Origin of the sequence: Inquilinus limosus DSM 16000 (assembly GCF_000423185.1) — a bacterium.
Lineage (GTDB): Bacteria > Pseudomonadota > Alphaproteobacteria > DSM-16000 > Inquilinaceae > Inquilinus > Inquilinus limosus.
Genome location: NZ_AUHM01000013.1, coordinates 189054 through 209490 on the forward strand (window position 1 = coordinate 189054; position 20437 = coordinate 209490).

The window sequence follows — 20437 nt, forward strand, 5'->3', positions numbered from 1 at the left end:
CGACAACCCCCTCGGAAAAGCGCTTGCACCACCCCCGACGCTATGGCAGGTTCCGCGCCGCCTTGAAGGCGGGCTGCCGTAGCTCAGTGGTAGAGCACTCCCTTGGTAAGGGAGAGGTCGTGAGTTCAATCCTCACCGGCAGCACCAGCGATCCACACAACCTCCGACGTTCGGCCGGCACGGTCGGGATCGCAGCTTCGGCTCACTCTGGCATGGTCTCGATGAATTCGGCCTTCACCCGATTGACGGCTTCGGCTTGAACAAGCCATGCCCGGCCTGTAGGGCAGTGCTATATGCCGATCAGCCCGCAATCAGGTGAATAGCATGCAAGACGCCGACCGTAGCGACGCCAGCCGCATCGGATGCCTGGACGGGCTGAGGGGCTTGGCCTCGCTTTGGGTCCTGGTCGGGCACGGCCTGCTGCTCTCTGGCTGGCACGTCCCGATCGTAGCGTCGCCGGATTTCGGGGTGGATCTGTTCATCATGATCTCCGGCTTCCTGATGGCGTTCCATTACATGCAGCGGCGGCAGAGGGAGCCGTGGGAGGCGCCGTCGACCTGGATCACCTTCTGGATCAGGCGATTCTTCCGGATCGCGCCGCTCTACTACGCGACGCTGGCGGTGGCGGTGGCTACCGGTCCCTGGCTCGGGGAGGCGCGGGTGGAGATCGCCTCCGTCGTCCCCGCCTCGATGACGAGCATGATGCGGTACACGGATCAGAGCCTGCAGAACATCCTGCTGCACCTCTCCTTCCTGTTCGGCCTGCTGCCGGACTATGGCTTCCGCACGGCGCTGCCGGATTGGAGCATCGGCCTGGAGATGCAGTACTATCTGGCGCTGCCGTTCCTGATGCTGGTCATCAGCCGCATCGGATGGCTGGCCGGTGCCGTCGCGATTGCCGCCGCCGGCATCCTTCTGTTCAGCATCAGCCCGTCCTTTTTCGACAGCTACGAGATGCCGTCCGTCCTGGTGCTGAAGCTCCACGTCTTCCTGGCCGGGATGCTGTGCGCCGGCGCCATGGGACGGTCGCGGCGGGCCGTGCTTCTCTGTGCCCTGCTGGCGGTCGTGCTCGCCGCCGTTCCGATCGGTGGCCGCGTCACCCCCCTCCCCTTGCTGGCGCGGGCGATGATCGCGCTCGGGCTGTTCGGCCTGATCCACCACGCGGCGCTCGGCGGCCTGGTGGGGCGGGTCCTGTCCCGGTCGGCGGCCCTGCTGGGCAGCCGCCCGTTCCATCTGCTGGGGGAGGCCTCCTACGGCCTCTATCTGATCCATCTGTTGGTCATGCTGCCGGCCGTCGCCTATGTCGCGACGACGCTGGGCACATCGACACCGGCACCGGCCCGCTTCGCCTTCGCCATGGCGCTCACGGTTCCGATCGTCTTCGCCGCCACCTGGCTGGTCTACAACACCATCGAGATGCCGGGGCGGGCCCTCGGCCGCCGCATTCTCGCATCCCCGGTCATGCGGCGTTCATTGGTCAGTCCGGTCCGTTGACCCGCGGCAGGCCGGACCTGCAAGCCGGTCCGTCGGGCGGGGGAACCGGGTTCACCCCGCCATGCCGACGGCCGGCCGCAGGGGCGGCAGCGTGCGGCCGAGATCGCGGGCGGCGCGTTCGGCATCGGCGACGGAGCGGAAGTTCTGTCCTTCGAGGTGCTGGAAGCGGGAATCGGACGCATAGAAGCGGAAGCCGCGTTTCTGGGCGACGACAATGCCGACCGCCTCGCCCGCGACCTCGATCGTGAACGCTTCGGAACGAACCATGGATGGACCTCTGTGACAGCGGCGCGCGGCGCCGGGCAGGACGGGGCGAAGGGGGAACGCGGTGCTTGTTCCGTCAGTTCCGCCAGCGCCCGGCCGAATGGTCGGAGGTCAGAGAGTTCGGTCTGAGGTCGTTCGCCAACATGTCATCCTTCCGTGTCCTGCCGCGTCCTTTGAAGAAAGCGCACGGCTCCTCGCCCTCTCCGGGGCGCGACTCGTCTGCTGGCATCAAGTGCTCGGCGGCCTTGATCGGGGGCCGCTCTTGCCGCCGACCCTCGCTCACCGGGCCATGACTGTCAACGCCTAATACGCGCCGGCGATGAATAAAATTTCTTGTCAAATGAAAATCATATTAAACCGATGTATTACTCCACGATCATTCGTTCAAGTGTCTCCAGCCGATCGGCTTCCGCGGCCGGCTTGTCCCAGCGGATGCGATGGATCCGGGGGAATCGCATCGCGACCCCCGATTTGTGGCGGGTGGAGCGGTGGACGCTGTCGAAGGCGACCTCCAGCACCAGTCGGGGCTCGACCTCGCGCACCGGGCCGAAGCGCTTGACCGTATGGTTGCGCACCCAGCGGTCGAGCTGCATCAGCTCCTCGTCGGTGAAACCGAAATAGGCCTTGCCCACCGGCACCAGCCGGTCGCCCTCCGGCTCGCCGCGCCAGCAGCCGAAGGTGTAATCGGAATAGTAGGAGGAGCGCTTGCCGTGGCCGCGCTGCGCGTACATCAGCACGGCGTCGAGCGTCAGGGCGCCGCGCTTCCATTTGAACCAGGGCCCCTTCGGACGGCCGGCGACATAGTCGCTGTCGCCGCGCTTCAGCATCAGCCCCTCGATCGCCTGGGCCCGGGCATTGTCGCGCAGCGCCGCCAGCTCGTCCCAGCTCTCGAACGGGACCATCGGCGACAGGTCCATGCGCGGCGGCCGTTCCCGCGCGATCCAGGATTCGAGGCGGATCCGGCGGGCGTCGAAGGGCAGCGGGCGCAGATCCTCCTCGCCCTCGAACAGGATGTCGTAGAGCCGCACCCAGGCCGGGTACTCCTCCATCATCCGGGCCGTGATCACCTTCCGGTTCAGCCGCTGCTGCAGGTCGTTGAACGGCGCCACCACCCCATCCCGCGCCACCAGCAGCTCGCCGTCCAGCACGGCATGGAAGCGGATGGTGTCGGCCAGGTCCGGAAAGGCGCCGGTGACGTCGTCGCCGCTGCGCGAATAGATCCGCGGCGGCCGGTCGCCGCGGCCGACCACCTGCACCCGGATGCCGTCCCACTTCCATTCCGCGCGATAGGCGGCGGGGTCCAGCCCGGCGATGTCCCCGGCCTCCAGCGGATGCGCCAGCATCAGCGGCCGGAAGGTGGCGCGGTCGCCGATCTCCGGCTTCGGCCCCTGCCCCGACAGCCAGACGAACAGCTCCTCATAGGGCGGCTCCAGCGCGTGCCACAGCTCCTCGATCTCGTCGACCGGCTGACCGCCCCATTCCGCCAGCGCCACCTTGGTCAGCCGCGCCGACACGCCGATCCGGAGATTGCCGGTGATCAGCTTCAGCAGGGCGAAGCGCTCCGACGCGCCCATCGAATCGAGCCAGCGCTCGATCAGCAGCGGCGCCGCAGCGCGCGAAGTGGCGCGCAGCTCCTCCACCACCTCGGTGATGCTCGGCTCCCGGTTGGCGCCGGGTTTCGGCGGCCAGATCAGGGCCACGGTCTCGGCCAGGTCGCCGACGAAGTCGTAGGACCAGCCGAACAGCGCCTCGTCGACCCGCTCGACCGCGAGGTTGCGGATGGTCGAGGCCTTGGCCGCGGCGAAGGTCAGCGTCCCGGTCAGCGCCGCCAGCGCCCAGCCGCGGTCGGGATCCGGCGTGTGCTCGAAATAGTCGGTCAGGAGCCGGATCTTGCCGTTGCGCGAGGGCATGTAGACCAGCCCCTCGATCAGCGCGGCGAAGCCCTTCATACGCTGTCGTCCTCCTCGAAGCCGATCAGCGCCAGCGCCCGGGCGGCGCGGCCGGACTTCCGGACCTGATGGATCAGCGCCTCCTCGCGGCCATGGGTGACCCAGACCTCGCCGGCCTCGACCTCCTCGATGGTGGCGCAGAGCTCGTCCCAATCGGCGTGGTCGGAGATCACCAGCGGCAGCTCGACCCCGCCCTGCCGGGCGCGCTGGCGCACCCGCATCCAGCCGGAGGCGGCCGCCACCACCGGGTCCGGCAGGCGGCGCGACCAGCGGTCCGCGCCGGCCGAGGGCGGCGCCAGCACGATCTGCCCGGCGAGCTCGGCCTTGGACGCCGTCGTCGCCGGCAGCAGCGGCCCGAGCGGCACGCCGAGCGATTCGTACAGCTCGCACAACGCCTCCAGCGCGCCGTGGATGTAGATCGGCCGGTCCCAGCCGGCCTGGCGCAGCAGGCGGATCACCCGCTGGCATTTGCCGAGGGCGTAGACGCCCACGAGATGCGCCCGCTCCGGGAACAGGGCGATGGAGTGCAGCAGCCTGCCGATCTCATGCCCGTCGGGCGGGTGACGGAACACCGGCAGGCCGAAGGTCGCCTCGGTGACGAAGACGTCGCAGACCACCGGCTGGAAGCCGCGGCAGGTCGGGTCCGGTCGGCGCTTGTAGTCGCCGGACACCACCACCCGGCTGCCGGCATGCTCCAGCACGATCTGGGCCGAGCCCAGAACATGGCCTGCGGGCACGAAGGTGACGTCGACCTCGCCGATCCGCATGGTCTCGCCCAGCACCGCCGGCTGCAGGCTGCGGCCGGCATCGATGCCGTAGCGGGCGCGCATGATCGCCAGCGTCTCGGCCGTCGCCAGCACCGCGCCATTGTGCGGCCGGGCGTGGTCGGAATGGCCATGGGTGACCAGCGCCCGCTCGACCGGCCGCACCGGGTCGACATGGAAGCCGCCGGGCACCACCAGCAGGCCCTCGGGCTGGACTCGGATCCACTGGTCGGGGCGCAGGGTCGGCATGGCCTCAAGCATATGGGACGGATCGAGGCGGCGCCAAACGCGGAGCTAGTTCAACGACGCCACCGGGATCGGCTTGCACTTCATGTCCTCGCCCTCGGCCCGCTTGGCCAGCCAGACGCCGGCGAACTGGTCGGCGAAGTACCATTTGCCGCTGAACTCGGACCCGCCGTCGCGGAAGGCGAAGGTCACGGTGCCGATGCCGAACTTGTCGCTCCAGGTGAAGCGATAGAGGCCGCCGCCGAGGGATTCGCCGTCGCTGAGCTGGCCGTCATAGGGCCCGGCGGTGGAGTCGACCACGTGATAGCAGCCGCCGCGCCGCTCCGGCATGAAGGTCAGCAGCGACGGGGACAGCACGCCGCCCGAGGTCACCTGCCCGCGATAGGTGCCGGACGGCACCGGCGGATCCTCGGCCAGAGCCGGACCGGCCAGGGCGAACAGCAGCACGATCAGGGTGGCGACGCGTCGCATGGCCGGGATGCTGCCGTCTGCGGCCGCGCTGCGCAACCCTGGATCTTGCCTTTCGAGGATGGCGGACGCAGGGTGCGGCCCGATCGACGAGAGACCGCATGACCCCGCCCGTCTGGTGCTTCGGCGCCGCTCACATCGACCGCCAAGCCCGCGCCCACCGCGCCGTGCGCCTGGGCACCTCGAACCCGGTGACGATCCGCACCAGCCTGGGCGGCGTCGCCCGCAACGTGGCCGAGACCCTGGCCCGGCTGGGCCTGCCGGTCGGTCTGGTCAGCCGCATGGGCCACGATCCTTCGGCCGAGCGGATCTTGGCGGAGATGGCGCGGCTCGGCCTCGACCTGTCCCAGGTCACGCGGTCGGAGACCAGCGGCACCGCCAGCTACACCGCGGTGCTGGAGCCGGGCGGTGAGATGGCGGTCGCGATCGCCGATATGGGCATCTATGACGAGATCGGGCCGGACATCCTGGCCCCGGCCCTGGCGGCGGCACAGCCGGCCGCGGCCTGGTTCGTCGACGCCAATCTGCCGGCCGGGGGGCTGGCGGCGATCCTGTCCCATCCCGGCCGTCCGGCGCTGGTGGCGGTCGATGCGGTGTCCTCGCCGAAATCGGAGAAGCTGCGTGGCCTGCTGGCCCGCATCGACCTGCTCTGCCTCAACCGCGACGAGGCGGAAGCGATCACCGGACAGCCGGTGACCGACGAGGCCACGGCCTGGGCGGCGCTGCGCCGGCTGCGCGCCGAAGGCGTCGGCCGTGTCGTGCTGAACCGCGGCGAAGCGGGCGCCCTGATCGCCGACGCGGCCGGCGAGGCCGCTGTTCCCGCCTGCCCGGCCGGGATCGTCGACGTCACCGGCGCCGGCGATGCCGCCGTGGCCGGCACCCTCTACGGCCTGGTCACCGGCCTGGCGCTGGCCGAAGCCGCCCGGCTGGGCCGCGCCGCCGCGGCCCTGGCGCTAGAGGCGCCGACCGCCGTGCCCGAAACCCTGACCGCCGACGCGTTGCGCCGGCGCGCCCTGATTGTCGCGTGAGGACCATGATGAACCGCTTCCTTGCCATCGCCCCCGAGGTCTCTGCCGCCCTGGTCGCCGGCCACCCGGTGGTGGCGCTGGAGAGCACGATTATCTCGCACGGCATGCCCTATCCGCAGAATCTGGAGATGGCGCGCCGGGTCGAGGCGATCATCCGCGAGGAAGGCGCGGTGCCTGCGACGATCGCGGTGGCCGACGGCCGCATCCATGTCGGCCTGGACGACGCGCTGCTGCAGCGACTCGCTACGGCGAAGGATGTCGCCAAGCTGTCGCGCCGCGATATGGGCGCGATCCTGGCCGCGGGCGGGCTCGGCGCCACCACCGTGGCGGCGACCATGATCGGCGCCCATCTCGCCGGCATCCGGGTGTTCGCCACCGGCGGCATCGGCGGCGTGCATCGCGGCGCCGAGACCAGCTTCGACATCTCCGCCGATCTCGAGGAGCTGGCGCGCACCCCGGTCGCGGTGGTCTGCGCCGGCGCCAAGTCGATCCTCGACCTGCCGAAGACGCTGGAATATCTGGAGACCCGCGGCGTGCCGGTGATCGGCTACGGCACCGACACCCTGCCCGCCTTCTTTTGCCGGTCGAGCGGCCTGCCCCTGGCGCTCCGCCGCGACACGCCGGAAGAGGTGGCGGCCCTGCTCGCAGCCCAGGCGGCACTGGGCTTCCCGGCCGGGGCCGTGATCGCCAATCCGATCCCGGAGGCGCACGCCCTGCCCGAGGCGGAGATCGACGCCGCCATCGCCAGCGCCCTGGCCGATGCCGGGCGCGAGGGCATCGCCGGCAAGGCGGTCACGCCCTATCTGCTGGCCCGGATCGTCGCCCTGACCGAAGGCCGCAGCCTGGCCGCCAACATCGCGCTGGTGGAGCACAACGCCCGGATCGCGGCGCGGATCGCCAAGGCCTGGGCCGCGATCGGCTGATCGGCGTCAGAACCGCCAGGACAGGGTGAACGCCCCGTACTGGGTGAAGCGGTTCTTCTGCTCCTCGAACTCCTGCGTCCGGTAGACATGGGTGTAGGCGATCCGGATGTCGTCGATCTGGACCGCGAGGCCGATCTGCAGGTCGCCGACCAGCGGGTTCTTGGTGACGTGCGGGCTGTCCTCGAAGGTGTTGCCGTCGAGGAAGATGTTGCGCGCCACGGCCCGCCCCTCGACGCTGGCGAAGAGATACCAGCTGAAGCCGCTGGTCGGGATGAAGAAGTCCGAACCCGGCACGCTCGGCCGGATCCGCGGTGGCCCGTAATCGGCCGGCAGATCGAGGCCGAGCCGCGCCGTGGCGCCCACCGAGGCCTGGGTCAGCACGTTGCCGAGGCTGGCGCCGACATAGGGCGAGATGTCGAAGCCGAAGCCGAGCGGTGCGGCAACATAGGCGCTGCGCCAGGTGCGCTCGTAGCTCAGGATCACGCCCGGCTCGTTGTTCAGCTGGTGCTTCCAGCCCCGCGCCTTCTCCGAGCCGATGATGCTGTGCACGGTGTTCTGCACCTGCTCGCCGAGGGCATAGGGGCCGACGACGCCGATCTGCAGCTCCAGCCGGTCCAGCCGGTCGCCCGAATCGGCGAGGACCGCGGCGCTGCCGTAGAGCCAGGCGGCGTAGGGCCGGTCGTTCGGGTCGGGGTCGCGCAGTGAGATGTCCTTCGGCGTGTACAGGCTCTGGCCGAAGGAGAGGGTCGACCGGATCGGCGCGGCGTCGGGGAACAGCGGAAAGGCGCGCGCAGCGCCGGCGAGCCAGTCCGGCGTCCAGGTCTCCGAGCTGGTGAAGGCGAAGCGGAAGCCGTTGGTGTAGCCGCGGTCGGTGTTGGCGAAGACGTCGTTCTCCAGGCTGAAGCCGATGAAAGCGCCCGGATCCTCGGTCAGCGGCCGCGGCGCCTGCGGCGTAGAGGTGATGATCGCCGGCCGCTTCGGCTCGGCCGGAACCTCCTGCGCCTGCCCTCCGGCCGGGAGCAGCGCGATGCCGAGCACGGCCGAAGCCGAACACCACCAGAAGCCGATGCGCAGACCCATGCTGTCCCCTTCCCTTTCGGCCCGCCGCGCTCCGGCGGGCGTCCCGGCAAACGGAACGACACGACGGCGCGATGGGTTCCCGAATTCCGAAGGTAGCACGGATGCCGGGTCGGAAGCGTTCAGCGTGGCCGCTGCATGCTGAAGACCGTGTCCAGCACGCCGTAATCCATATAGCCGAGACGCGAGATCGCACGGCGGGACGACAGGTCGATGCGGCCGTCGACGATCACCTCGTCGTCGATATGGATCGACACCACCTCGCCGATCACGACGGCGCCCGGCACGGCCTCTCCCGCCGCGGTGGTCAGGGGCACCGACCGGACCCAGCGGCATTCCAGCGCCGCGGCCGCCGCCGCGACCCGCGGCGGCTTCACCAGCCGGGACGGTGCCATCTCCAGCCCGGCCAGCTCGGGCTCGCTGACCTCCGGCCCGACCGAGGCGGAGGTGGCGTTCATCTGCTCGCGCAGGTCCCAGGTGGCGAGATTGGCCACGAACTCGCCGGTCGCCTCGGCGTTGCGCTGCGAATCCTTCGGCCCGCTCGGCGCGAACATCACCATCGGCGGCCGGTCGGCCACCGCGTTGAAGAAGCTGTAGGGCGCCAGGTTGACCACGCCGTCCGGGCTGATCGTGCTGATCCAGCCGATCGGCCGCGGCACCACTAGCGCCTTGAACGGGTCGTGCGGCAGGCCGTGGTTGCGCAGCCGGGGTTCGTAGTCCATGGGCGGTCTCGCAGCTTCGGGAACTCGATAGAAGCGGATCGGGTGGCCGTGATTCAAGACGATCCAGGTGCCGCGCGCAGGCGCAGCAGCCTGGCCACCGGCAGGGCCACGGCGGCGAGGCCGAGCAGGATCAGCGCCATGCCGAGCAGACGCGCCGGCCCGAAGCGTTCGCCCAGCACCAGGGCGGCGGAGGCGGCGCCGAAGATCGGCACCAGCAGCGAGAACGGCGCCACCGTCGCCGCGGGATACAGCTTCAGCAGATGCCCCCAGATGCCGAAGCCGAGCAGCGTGGTCGGCACGGCGAGGTAGAGCACCGTGCCGATGCCGGTCCAGCTGACCGAGGCCAGGGCGTGTCCGATCGCCGCCGGCCCCTCGATCGCGGCGGACAGGGCCAGCAGCGGCAGCGGTGGCACCAGGCTGAGCCAGACGATCATCGGCAGCATGTCGACCTTGCCGGCACCGCGCAGCAGCACGTTGCCGCAGGCCCAGCTCAGCGCCGCGGCCAGGGTCAGGGCCAGGCCGATCGCGGTGACGTCGCCCCCATCCGCGGTCGACGCGATCACGGTGAGCCCGACGAAGGCGATGGCGCCGCCGCCGATCTGCCGGCCGGTCGGCCGTTCGCGCAGCGCCAGGGCGGCCACCAGCATGGTGAAGAAGGCCTGCGACTGCAGCATGATCGAGGCCAGCCCGGCCGGCATGCCCAGCAGCATGCCGGGGAACAGGAAGGCGAACTGGCCGACGAACAGGGTCAGGCCGATCGCGATCATGCGCGGCCACGGCACCTGCGGGCGCGGCAGCAGAACCGCCGGCAGCGCCGCCAGGATGAAGCGCAGGGCGGCCAGCAGCAGCGGCGGGAAATTGCCGAGGCCGATGCGGATGACCACGAAGTTGAAGCCCCAGATGGCGGCCACCAGCAGGGCGAGCAGGATGTGGCGGGGTGTCATGGCGCTCCGGTCCGGCGCGTCGATCGCTTGCCGTCATCCTCGGCCCCGGCCGCCGGCTTGGCAAAGCCGGATCGCCCCCGATCCATGAGCCCGGCCGGGCCCTGCCATGCGCCTCTGCCGGTCAGAATCCCATCTTGGACGATCCTGTCTTCGCGTCGCGGAACCGGATGGCGACGATCTCCGACCGCAGGATGACGGTCTCGCCGGCGTCATGGGTCAGGTAGACGAGATCGCGCGCGGTCCGGACATCGCGGGCGGGGTGCTCGTGCCCGCCGCGGGTGAACAGCACCAGCGACGCCCCGGCGCCGGCGGTCCTGAGCTTCTGCGCATATTCCTCGATGAGCGCTGCGTCCATGGCCTCCTCCGTTCCTGCCCATCTCCGGGCTTCGACGGTTTCCGCCATGATGTCATCCTCGTCGCGCCTGTCGAGACCGTGCCGCACCGAACCGGATTCTTCGCTGCTCAGAGCACGACGCTGATCGCGAGCGCCACGAAGCCGATCGCCGCCAGGCCGGCGCGGATGACGTGCGAGCGCTCCCACTGGTCGCGATAGGCCATCCAGTTCGCCTCGTCCGGATCGGCCGCCCCCTCGCGCCGCAGCGGATCGCTGGCGAAGAAGCCGGCGCCGGCCCGGCCCAATGTCTCGTGCCGCAGCCAGACCTGGTTCACCGGATGGGTCACCAGCCAGTAGACGGCGTGCATCGCGACCAGGGCCAGCAGGGCGGCCGCCACCCACCAGAAGGCGGCGCCGTCCACCGGCGTCATCACCAGCAGGATCAGGACGGCGATGATGCAGGCGATCTCGCCGACGCCGCCGACCCAGGTGAAGCCGGGATAATAGATCGGCTGGACGGCCAGATACGCCTCGCGGCCGAGGCGCATCTTGCCCGGCCACTCGAGCGCATGCGCCAGGGCGGGCGTCAGGGCCAGCGCGACTAGGCACAGGCTGACCACCTGCAGGATCGGGAGCATGCTCCGTTTCCTCCGGCAATGGCGGCGCTCGTCGGCGGCGCCGCTCCCGAAGGAAAACAGGCCGACTCCGCCGGAAGTTCAGGTTGCCGGCGCCCGCCGGAGGCTCCAGCCGCCGGCTACAGCACCGTCGAGATCCGCCCGACCACGCGGGCGGCGATGCGCGCGGCGGCGTCGAGAAAGGCGCGGAAATCCATGTGGCTCTCGGTGCCCGCGAGGTCGCTGAGCGCCCGCACCACCACCGCCGGCACGCCGAAGCGCTCGGCCACCGCCGCCACCGCCGCGCCTTCCATCTCCACCGCCACGCCGCCGAATTCGCGCTGCAGCCGCTCGCGCTCCTGCGCGTCGTTGAGGAAGATGTCGCCGGTCAGGATGGTGCCGAAGATCAGCCGGGACCGGTGCGGCTCGCCACCGGTCGCCGCAGCGCCAAATCCACCGATATCAAGACCTTCGAGAGCGTCCCTGATCTTCTCTCGGAGGTCTTGGTCCAGGCTGTAGCCGGTCTCCTCCGGAAAGCCGGGCAGCGGCGGCACGCCAGGCTGGTACGGCTTCAGCCGGCCGCCGACGCGGGCGCCGTAGTCGTGCATCACCAGACGGTCGGCCACCACCACGTCGCCGATGGCGAGGTCGGGGTCGAGGCCGCCGGCGACGCCGGAGAACAGCAGCGAGCTGCAGCCGAACTCCTGCAGCAGCAGGGTCGCGACCATGGCGGCATGGCTCTTGCCGATGCCGGCCTCGACCGCGACCAGATCACGGGTGCCGAGGCGGCCGAGGCGGAAGCGGCAGCCGGCGATCTCGCGCTCGGTGCGCACCACCAGGTCGTCATGGGCCGCCAGCTCCTGCGGGATCGCCGCCATGAGCCCGATCGGTCCGTCCGCGCGCATCGCTGTCCTCCGCTCTCCGTCCCGCCCCTTATGCGCCGGTCCGGCAGCCGGCGCAAAGGGTTAGGACAGGCGTCACGACAGGCCGAGCGCGGGCTGCCGGCGGCGGCCGATCAGGAGATATCCGGCGATCAGCAGCGCGAACCACACCGGCGCGACATAGAGCGCGACCCGGGTCGACGGGTCGAAGCCGAGGAACACCGCGACCAGCACCAGGAACGCCACCACCAGCCAGTTGGCGACCGGCGCGCCCGGCATGCGGAAGGCGACCGGCGCGGCCTGGCCCCGGGCCACGGCGCGGCGATAGCCGAGATGGGCGATCATGATGATGCCCCAGGTCCACAGGCTGCCGACCAGCGAGATGCTGGTGACCCAGACGAAGGCCTCCTCCGGCACCAGGTAGTTCAGGACGACGCCGATCAGCATCACCGCGGAGGATGCGGCGATGCCGGCCACCGGCACATGGTTGCGGCTGACCCGGGCGAAGGCGCGCGGCGCCTGGCCGGACCGGGCCAGGGTGAACAGCATGCGGCCGTTGCTGAACAGGCCGCTGTTGCAGGAGGAGGCGGCGGCGGTGATGACCACGAGGTTGATCACGTCGGCCGCGGCGCTGAGCCCCAGCTTGTCGAACACGAAGACGAAGGGGCTGGCGTTCGGGTCCAGCTGGGTCCAGGGCAGCAGCGACATGATCACCGCCAGCGCGCCCAGGTAGAAGATCAGGATGCGCCAGATGATGCCGTTGGTGGCGCGCGGCAGCACCCGGGCCGGGTCCTCGGCTTCGCCGGCGGTGACGCCGATCAGTTCCACCCCCTGATAGGCGAACATCACCATCTGCAGCGCCAGCACGGCGCCGAGCACGCCGAAGGGCAGGAAGCCGCCATGCGACCACAGGTTGGACACGCCGGCCCCCTGCCCCAGGTCGCCGATGCCGAAGACGATCACGGCCAGGCCGCCGAGGATCAGCGCGACGATGGTCACCACCTTGATCAGCGCGAACCAGAACTCGAGCTCGCCGAACAGCCGCACCGCGACGATGTTGACCAGGGTCAGGACCGCCAGCGTCACCAGCGCCGGCACCCATTGCGGCACATCCGGCAGCCAGTAGTGGACATAGACGCCGACCGCGGTGATCTCGGCCATGCCGATCACCACCCACATGAACCAATAGGACCAGCCGGTGGCGAAGCCGGCGAAGGGGCCGACGAACTCCTCGGCATATGTGGCGAAGGAACCGGCCACCGGCTTGTGCAGCAGCAGCTCGCCCAGCGCCCGCATGATGAAGAAGATGGCGAGGCCGCCGATGGCGTAGCTCAGCAGCAGCCCCGGCCCGGCCTTGGCGATCGCCTTGCCGGAGCCGAGGAACAGCCCGACGCCGATGGCGCCGCCGATCGCGATCATGTGGATGTGGCGGCTCTTCAGCCGGCGGGCGAGATCGCCGCCCTCGGCCCCGGACGATTGGCTCGACAGGCCCATCGCGCTTCCTCCTGATGTGCTTCTTCGGGCCTGCGGCCCGCAGGCCGGCATCTTAGGAGGGAAGAGAAAAAACGCATCCGGAGAGTCATATAATTTCGTATCGAATTGCGCACGATCCTCGGAACAATAATGTGACGATGATCCATAAAAGTGCTTCTATATTCGTCCGACAAACAAGAACTCTCGACTGGGCGCCGCGGAAACCCGGGTTGGATTGTCTCGATTCATTCGGCGGTTTTCAGCGCTGGCGCCAGACGATCGATGCGGTCCGTTTCGATTCCGCCGGCATAGCCAGCGGCGATCAGATCGGCGACCTGCGCCGGATCGTCGATCCCTTCGGAGAAGCCGCCGCTCCAGGGGCCGATCAGGAAGACCGGCGTGCCCGCGGCCTGCATCCGGTCGACGAAGCGGTGCGGCCAGCCCCACAGCCAGGGCGCGATGTTGGCCGGCACCAGCAGGACGCTCCGCCGGCACGCCTCCGGCACATGGCCGGTCCAGCCCAGCGCGATGTAGCCGACGAAGCAGTCCTTGATCGAGGCGCGGGACATCGAGCGGAACCCGGGCAGCCGCTCGCGCAGCACCGCCATCGGCCGGTCCCCGCCATAGGCGGCCAGCCGGTCGCGACGATCCGGCGGCAGGGCGGCGAGGTATTCGGCCAGCAACTCTCCCTCCGCCGGGTCGTTGCTCTTGACGTTCAGCAGGAAGCGGCGGTCGGGGAACGCCGCCAGCACCTGGTCCAGCGACGGCATCAGCCCGACGCCCTTGCCGCGGAACGGGTAGGTCCTGCCGCCATCCGCGGTGTAGCCTTGGCCGATGTCCAGCGCCTGCAGCTCGGCCAGGCTGTGCTCGCGCGTGACGCCGCGGCCGTCGGTGCGGCAGTCGAGCGTCCAGTCGTGGAAGACGGCGAACCGCCTGTCCGTGGTCGGCTGGATGTCGATCTCGACCATCTCGGCCCCGAGGCCGAAGGCGGCGCGCATCGAGGCGATGGTGTTCTCGAGATAGGGATGCTCGGGCGGCAGCATGCGGGCGGCGGTGCAGGTGTCGCCGGTCAGCCCGGCGCGGTCGAAGCCCTGGGCCAGGCCGCGATGGGCCAGCAGCGCCGGCTTCCCGCCCGGCGGGCCGTAGAGCCGGGAGCTGTTGGCGACGAAGACTCCGGCGGCGAACGCGCCCAGGAGGACGAGAACAAACACTAAACGCTTGCGTGTCCGGCGGGTCATGGGCTGATCTGTTCCGGTGACGGGGCGGGCGCAGGCTGGCCCCGGATCATGGCCGAAACGGCGCCCCGCCGTGACGGTTGCATGTCGGGACCGGGAGACCATGCTGGCGGAGACCGCCGAACCGTTGCTGCCGCCCGCCTTCGCCGGCTGGTTCCGGCACAAGGGCTGGACGCCGCATCCGCACCAGCTGGAGATGGTGGCGGCGGCGCGCGACGGCGCCCATGCCCTGCTGATCGCCCCGACCGGCGGCGGCAAGACCCTGGCCGGCTTCCTGCCGACGCTGATCGAGCTGGCGGAGCGGCCGCGCGAGGGGCTGCACACGCTCTACATCTCGCCGCTCAAGGCCCTGGCGGTCGACATCCACCGCAACCTCGAACGGCCGATCGCCGAGATGCGGCTGGCGATCCGGGCCGAGACTCGCACGGGCGACACGCCGCAGATCAAGCGCGAGCGTCAGCGCCGGCACGCGCCGCAGCTGCTGATGACGACGCCGGAGAGCCTGGCGCTGATGCTGTCCTATCCGGATGCGGGCCGGATCTTCGGCAGCCTGCGCTGCATCATCATCGACGAGCTGCACGCTTTGGCCGGCACCAAGCGCGGCGACCTGCTGGCGCTCGGCCTCGCCCGCCTCGCCGCCCATGCGCCGGAGGCCCGCCGGGTCGGGCTGTCGGCCACGGTGGCGCATCCGGACGCGCTGGTGGCCTGGCTGTCGCCGAGCGGCCGGGCCGACCCCGCCCTGGTGCGCACCGTGCGCGGCCCGCCCGGGATCAAGCCGGTGGTCGAGATCATGGTGGCCGAAGGCCGGCTGCCCTGGGCCGGCCATATGGGCACCTACGCCGCCGCCGAGCTGTACGAGCGGATCCGCAAGGCCGGCACCACCATCCTCTTCGTCAACACGAGGGCGCAGGCGGAGCTGGTGTTCCAGGCGCTGTGGCGGATCAACGAGGAGGTGCTGCCGATCGCGCTGCACCACGGCAGCCTGGCGGCGGAGCAGCGCCGCAAGGTCGAGGCGGCGATGGCGCGGGGCGAGCTGCGCGCCGTGGTCGCCACCTCCTCGCTCGACCTCGGCATCGACTGGGCGGCGGTCGACCTAGTGGTCCAGATCGGCGCGCCGAAGGGCGCCAGCCGCCTGCTGCAGCGCATCGGCCGGTCGAACCACCGCTTCGACGCGCCCTCGGTCGCGGTGCTGGTCCCCGCCAACCGCTTCGAGGTGCTGGAGTGCCGCGCCGCCTCCGACGCCATCGAGGCGATGACCCTGGACGGCGACCCGCCCGCCCCGGGCACGCTGGACACGCTGGCGCAGCACCTCCTGGGCTGCGCCTGCTCCGCCCCTTTCGACGCCGATGCGATGTACGCCGAGGTCCGCCGCGCCGCGCCCTATGCCGGCCTGCCGCGCCGCGATTTCGACGACGTGCTGGAGTTCGTGGCCCATGGCGGCTACGCGCTCCGCACCTATGACCGCTTCCACCGGCTGAAGCAGGACGCCCAGGGCCGCTGGAAGGTGGCCAGCGCCGTGGTGGCCCGGCAGTACCGGATGAATGTCGGCACCATCGTCCAGGAGGAGATGCTGAAGGTCCGGCTCTCCGGCGGCTTCGGCAAGGTCCTGGGCGAGGTCGAGGAGTATTTCGCCCAGGGGCTGGTGCCGGGCGACACCTTCATGTTCGCGGGCCAGCTGCTGCGCTTCGAGGGCATCCGCGAGATGACGGTGATCTGCAGCCGCGCCGCCCGCGGCGAGCCGAAGGTGCCGGCCTATGCCGGCGGCCGCATGCCGCTGACCACCCATCTGGCCGACCGGGTGCGGCGCCTGCTCTCCACCCCCGCCCATTGGCCCGGGCTGCCGGACGACGCGCGCGAGTGGCTGGAGTTGCAGCGGTACCGCTCTGGCCTGCCCGGCCCGGGCGAGCTGATGATCGAGACCTTCCCGCGCGGCGGCCGGCATTACATGGTCGCCTATTGCTTCGAGGGCCGGCAGGCGCACCAGACGCTGGGCATGCTGGTGACCAAGCGGATGGAGCGCGCCGGGCTGGGGCCGATCGGCTTCGTCGCCACCGACTATGTGCTGGCGACCTGGAGCCTCGAGCCGGTGACCGACCCGGCGCCGCTGTTCGACGAGGACATGCTGGGCGACGACCTGGAGGCCTGGATGGGCGACTCCAGCCTGCTGCGCCGCACCTTCCGCAACGTCGCCGTGATCGCCGGGCTGATCGACCGCCGCTCTCCCGGCGAGCGCAAGACCGGCCGCCAGGTCACGGTCAGCGCCGACCTGATCTACGACGTTCTGCGCCGGCACCAGCCGGACCATGTGCTGCTGCGCGCCACCCGCGCCGACGCGGCCCGCGGCCTGGTCGACCTCGGCCGTGTCGCCCTGCTGCTGAAGCGCGCCCGGCGCCGGCTGACGCTGCGCGCGCTCGACCGCATCTCGCCGCTCGCAGTGCCGGTGCTGCTGGAGATCGGCCGTGAGAGCGTCGCCGCCGGCGCCATCGACGCGATGCTGGAGGAGGCCGCCGCCGAGATGATCGCCGAGGCGGCGCCGAAGCGGGGGGAGCGCGGGCGGCGGCGGGCGTAACTTCTTTTGTGACCCGAGCCCGTTTTTGCTAAAATTGCATCCTTCGGGGCGAGGACGGGTCCATGGAACGGCCGGAGGTCCAGCGCAGGCTGGCGGCGATCCTGGCGGCGGACATGGCGGGCTACAGCCGGCTGATGGAAGCCGACGAGACCGGCACCCTCGCGCGGCTGAAGACCCACCGGCTCGAGCTGATCGACCCGGCCATCGCCAAGACCCGCGGCAGCATCGTCAAGACCACCGGCGACGGCCTCCTGGTCGAGTTCGCCAGCGTCGTCGACGCCCTGGCCTGCGCCACGGAGATCCAGCGCCGCATGGCCCGGCGCAACGCCGACGTCTCGCCGGCGCGCTGGATCCAGTTCCGCATCGGCATCAATCTCGGCGACGTGATCGTCGAGGACGACGACCTGTTCGGCGACGGCGTCAACGTCGCGGCGCGGCTGCAGACTCTGGCGGAGCCGGGTGGGATCTGCGTCTCCGGCGCGGTGCGCGACCAGGTCGGCGACCGGCTCGACATCGGCTTCGAGGATCTCGGCGAGCAGTCGGTCAAGAACATCTCCCGGCCGATCCGGGTCTACCGGGTCCGGCTCGACCCGACGGCGGCGGAGGTCCCGCCCAGCGCCGCCGCCAGCGTTCCGGCCGCGACCAAGCCCTCCCTGGTCGTGCTGCCCTTCGTCAACATGAGCGGCGACCCGGAGCAGGAGTTCTTCGCCGACGGGCTGACCGAGGACATCATCACCGAGCTGTCGCGCTTCCACGACCTGCTCGTGATCTCCCGCAACTCCGCCTTCGTGCACAAGGGCAAGGCGGTGAAGGTGCAGGACGTCGCCCGCGAGTTCGGCGTCCATTACGTGATCGAGGGCAGCGTCCGGAAAGCGGGCGGCCGGGTGCGGGTGACGGTGCAGCTGATCGACGCCGAGACCGACCGGCACATCTGGGCCGAGCGCTACGACCGCGACCTGGCCGACATCTTCGCGATCCAGGACGAGGTCACGTCGGCGATCGCCGCCACCCTGCCCGGCCGGGTCGAGGCCGCGGCGCGCGACCGGGCGAAGCGCAAGACCACGGACAATCTGGAAGCCTATGAGTGCCTTTTGGCCGGCAAGGTGCTGCACCACCGGTCGACGCGCGACGACAACGCCCAGGCCCTGGCGATGCTGGACCGCGCCATCGCCCTCGACCCGAAATACGCCCATGCCCATGCCTGGCGGGCCTGCGTGCTGGGCCAGGGCTGGGTCAACGGCTGGTGCGCCGACCGCGACGCCACCTGGGATGCCGTGGTCGGCGCGCTGGAGACCGCCGTCGCCCTCGACGACAACGACGCCGATGTCCACCGCATCCTGGCGGCCGTCGCCCTGACGCGGGACGAGTTCGACCGATCCGTCTATCACCAGGAGCGGGCGCTGGGCCTGAACCCGAACTACGACCTGATCGTGGTGCAGCAGGGCGAGATCCTGACCTGGCTCGGCCGGCCGGAGGAAGGCATCGACTGGATCCGCAAGGCGATGCGGCTCAACCCCTATCACCCGGAGCGGTTCTGGAGCCATCTCGGCCGGGCCTGTTACACCGCCCGGCGCTATGCCGAGGCGGTGGAGGCCTACAGCCACATCACCCGCCAGGACCACACCCACCACGCCTTCCTCGCCGCCGCGCTGGCGCAGATGGGCGACGCCACGGCCGCCGGCGCCCATGCGCAGGCGGTGCTGCGGATCGAGCCAGGGTTCACGGCGGACGGCTTCCTCGCGACCCTGCACTACAAATACGACGAGGACCGCGCGCATTGCCGCGACGGCCTGCTCGCGGCCGGGCTGCCGGCCTGACCGGGTTCACGAGAAGTGCCCTGCCCCGGCGCACCGGATTCGATAGGATCGGTCCGTGCGGCGGAATCGGGGAGAGGCGATGGCGGAGGATGCGGAGAGGCGGGAGCGCCTGGCCAGGGCCAAGGCGGCGCTGGCGATCGACGCCACGCCGGCCAGCCGGGCGCGGATCGAATCCGGCTATGAGGCGCTGTGCGTCGATCTCGTCAGCGAATGGGTGCTCGGCGAACGCCGCTACGAGAGCCCGGGGCAGCAGGCCGAGGCCTGGATCGCCCGCTTCTACGATTCGCTGCACAGCGACGAGCAGCCGGACGCCAACCGGATCTACGCCCGGTTCCAGCTCGGCCTGCCGCGGGCGCAGTACCTGGCGCGGCTGCTGCGGGCCCGCCGCACCGCGCAGTGGCGGGCTGCTGCCCGGGCCGAGCTGCGCCAGGCCCTGGAGCAGGCCGAGGCCGACGCCCGCGCCGCGGCCGCAGCCGGCCGGGCCCAGGTGCAGCGTTTCGAGCTCAGCCTGTCGCGCGGCGGCTATGATGAGCTCGTCACCCTCTACGATTCGGTCGCGGCGGTGGTGACCAACGGCAGCCGGCCCGCGCCGCCGGCGAAGAAGCCCTCCTCGCCCACCCTCACCTGGTTCTCGATCACGGCGGAGACGATCCTGGCCCTGCTCGACACCCTGCGCCGGGAGGACCGGCCGTGACCCCGGCCAACCCGCTGTCGCTGCTCAGCCCGCTGCTGACCCTGGCCGGCCTGGTCGGCAGCTTCTTCTATATCCAGCTCAGCCAGTGGCTGCGCGACCTGCTGGCGCTGCGCCAGAAGATCGAGCTGAACCGCTTCGCCGGCGACGAGGCGCAAAAGCGCGCGATCGTGGAGTGCCGGATCGAGTACCGCCGCCTGGCCACCTGGCACACCACCGCGGTCAATCTCAGCGTCATCGGCTTCGTGCTGTTCGTCCTGGTGCTCGGCCTCCTGATGATCCGCGAGGCCGAGAGCGATCCGATGCACGGCTACATGGCCACCGCGCTCTGGGTCTTCCTGGTCCTGTTCGTCGGCCTCGCCTCCGGCCTGCTCTGGCTCGGCCGCCACAAGGCGAAGGAGATCGGCGAGATCCTGGACGCGATCGCGCCGCAGCCGAAGGGCTGATCGGGACACGGCGGACCGTGCCGCCGAGCTCATACCAGCGGCCGAAACATTAGAGCGGGATGAGTCCAGTCCAGATCGGGTCATCCAACCGGACCAAGGCGGTGAGGTGTTGCCTCTCCCGCTTGCGGGAGAGGTCGGAGACGCGGAGCGGCTCCGGGTGAGGGGAGTTTGCCGAGGCCTGGGCCAGCCCTTGTCTGATGAGGTTTGTGAGAAGCTGAGCCCAGGCTGGGGATCCGGATCCCCAGCCTGGGCCGCCGAGACCGTACACAGCCCTAGGGATTGCCGCCCGAGGGTGAGCTGGGTCCGGCGGCCTCCCGCTGTGCAGCCCGAACGGTTGCAAGGTCTCCAGACCGCAGACAAGGGAGGTCTCTCAGCATGGCGCGGAAGACATCGCCGGTCCATATCGGGATCGATACATCCAAGCGCGAGCTCGTGGTCGCCAGCCGTCCCGCAGGCACGGCCTTCACCGTGAGCAACACGATGGCCGGCATCACCGTT

General features: G+C 70.5%; 19 protein-coding genes and 1 tRNA gene. 8 read left to right on the top strand and 12 right to left on the bottom strand.

Annotated elements, in window-relative coordinates:
• Nucleotides 1-72: 72 nt before the first annotated feature.
• Nucleotides 73-147, top strand: a tRNA-Thr gene (locus G537_RS0114260).
• A gap of 177 nt (nt 148-324) precedes the next feature.
• Nucleotides 325-1494, top strand: a complete 1170-nt coding sequence (locus G537_RS37990) for an acyltransferase family protein (RefSeq protein ID WP_051248415.1) — start codon at nt 325-327, stop codon at nt 1492-1494.
• Between the two features lie 51 nt (nt 1495-1545).
• On the opposite strand, the gene G537_RS0114270 is transcribed toward G537_RS37990, so the two are convergent.
• From G537_RS0114270 to G537_RS37995, 4 genes are all read right to left on the bottom strand, one after another.
• Nucleotides 1546-1761, bottom strand: a complete 216-nt coding sequence (locus tag G537_RS0114270) for a hypothetical protein (protein ID WP_026870694.1) — start codon at nt 1759-1761, stop codon at nt 1546-1548.
• A 362-nt stretch (nt 1762-2123) separates the two neighbouring features.
• Nucleotides 2124-3707 carry a cisplatin damage response ATP-dependent DNA ligase gene (locus tag G537_RS0114275; protein ID WP_026870695.1) on the bottom strand — a complete coding sequence of 528 codons (1584 nt, stop codon included), beginning with the start codon at nt 3705-3707 and terminating at the stop codon, nt 2124-2126.
• Entirely contained in the window at nt 3704-4720 is a 1017-nt protein-coding gene (locus tag G537_RS0114280; RefSeq protein ID WP_155888612.1) for a ligase-associated DNA damage response exonuclease, read from the bottom strand. The genes G537_RS0114275 and G537_RS0114280 overlap by 4 nt, the downstream gene beginning before the upstream one ends.
• A gap of 45 nt (nt 4721-4765) precedes the next feature.
• Nucleotides 4766-5188: a hypothetical protein gene (locus tag G537_RS37995; RefSeq protein ID WP_155888613.1), complete on the bottom strand. Its 423-nt coding sequence runs from the start codon at nt 5186-5188 to the stop codon at nt 4766-4768.
• Between the two features lie 98 nt (nt 5189-5286).
• Between G537_RS37995 and G537_RS38000 the strand changes: the two genes are divergently transcribed.
• Both G537_RS38000 and G537_RS0114295 read left to right on the top strand, forming a co-directional pair.
• Nucleotides 5287-6213 carry a carbohydrate kinase family protein gene (locus G537_RS38000; protein WP_051248416.1) on the top strand — a complete coding sequence of 309 codons (927 nt, stop codon included), beginning with the start codon at nt 5287-5289 and terminating at the stop codon, nt 6211-6213.
• Between the two features lie 8 nt (nt 6214-6221).
• Nucleotides 6222-7136 carry a pseudouridine-5'-phosphate glycosidase gene (locus tag G537_RS0114295; RefSeq protein ID WP_155888614.1) on the top strand — a complete coding sequence of 305 codons (915 nt, stop codon included), beginning with the start codon at nt 6222-6224 and terminating at the stop codon, nt 7134-7136.
• A gap of 6 nt (nt 7137-7142) precedes the next feature.
• Here the strand turns inward: G537_RS0114295 and G537_RS0114300 are convergent, their stop codons facing one another.
• The 8 genes from G537_RS0114300 to G537_RS0114335 all read right to left on the bottom strand — a co-directional run bounded on the left by G537_RS0114300 (nt 7143) and on the right by G537_RS0114335 (nt 14419).
• Entirely contained in the window at nt 7143-8216 is a 1074-nt protein-coding gene (locus G537_RS0114300) for a lipid A deacylase LpxR family protein (protein ID WP_064742134.1), read from the bottom strand.
• Between the two features lie 119 nt (nt 8217-8335).
• Nucleotides 8336-8935 (bottom strand): flavin reductase family protein, encoded by a 600-nt coding sequence (locus G537_RS0114305; protein ID WP_026870700.1) that lies wholly within the window; start codon nt 8933-8935, stop codon nt 8336-8338.
• Between the two features lie 53 nt (nt 8936-8988).
• Nucleotides 8989-9879, bottom strand: coding sequence for an EamA family transporter (locus tag G537_RS0114310; RefSeq protein WP_026870701.1), 891 nt, complete (start codon nt 9877-9879; stop codon nt 8989-8991).
• A gap of 121 nt (nt 9880-10000) precedes the next feature.
• Nucleotides 10001-10234, bottom strand: coding sequence for a hypothetical protein (locus G537_RS0114315; protein WP_026870702.1), 234 nt, complete (start codon nt 10232-10234; stop codon nt 10001-10003).
• Nucleotides 10235-10341: 107 nt separating this feature from the next.
• Nucleotides 10342-10851 carry an anthrone oxygenase family protein gene (locus G537_RS0114320; protein WP_026870703.1) on the bottom strand — a complete coding sequence of 170 codons (510 nt, stop codon included), beginning with the start codon at nt 10849-10851 and terminating at the stop codon, nt 10342-10344.
• Between the two features lie 116 nt (nt 10852-10967).
• Nucleotides 10968-11732 (bottom strand): 5'-methylthioadenosine/adenosylhomocysteine nucleosidase, encoded by a 765-nt coding sequence (locus G537_RS0114325; RefSeq protein ID WP_026870704.1) that lies wholly within the window; start codon nt 11730-11732, stop codon nt 10968-10970.
• Nucleotides 11733-11804: 72 nt separating this feature from the next.
• A complete protein-coding gene (locus G537_RS0114330) occupies nt 11805-13202 on the bottom strand; it encodes an amino acid permease (RefSeq protein ID WP_051248417.1) in 1398 nt (465 codons plus the stop codon).
• Nucleotides 13203-13426: 224 nt separating this feature from the next.
• Nucleotides 13427-14419 carry a glycerophosphodiester phosphodiesterase family protein gene (locus G537_RS0114335; RefSeq protein ID WP_051248418.1) on the bottom strand — a complete coding sequence of 331 codons (993 nt, stop codon included), beginning with the start codon at nt 14417-14419 and terminating at the stop codon, nt 13427-13429.
• A 100-nt stretch (nt 14420-14519) separates the two neighbouring features.
• Here G537_RS0114335 and G537_RS38005 point away from each other — a divergent pair, with 100 nt between their 5' ends.
• The 4 genes from G537_RS38005 (at nt 14520) to G537_RS0114355 (ending at nt 19939) form a co-directional block, all read left to right on the top strand.
• The gene (locus tag G537_RS38005; RefSeq protein ID WP_034851674.1) at nt 14520-16985 is read left to right on the top strand and encodes a ligase-associated DNA damage response DEXH box helicase; all 2466 of its coding nucleotides are present in this window, start codon (nt 14520-14522) and stop codon (nt 16983-16985) included.
• Nucleotides 16986-17047: 62 nt separating this feature from the next.
• Nucleotides 17048-18802 (top strand): adenylate/guanylate cyclase domain-containing protein, encoded by a 1755-nt coding sequence (locus G537_RS0114345; RefSeq protein WP_026870707.1) that lies wholly within the window; start codon nt 17048-17050, stop codon nt 18800-18802.
• A gap of 79 nt (nt 18803-18881) precedes the next feature.
• A complete protein-coding gene (locus G537_RS0114350) occupies nt 18882-19496 on the top strand; it encodes a hypothetical protein (RefSeq protein WP_026870708.1) in 615 nt (204 codons plus the stop codon).
• Nucleotides 19493-19939, top strand: a complete 447-nt coding sequence (locus G537_RS0114355; protein ID WP_026870709.1) for a hypothetical protein — start codon at nt 19493-19495, stop codon at nt 19937-19939. Before G537_RS0114350 ends, G537_RS0114355 begins: the two co-directional genes overlap by 4 nt.
• The last annotated feature ends 498 nt before the right edge of the window (nt 19940-20437 follow it).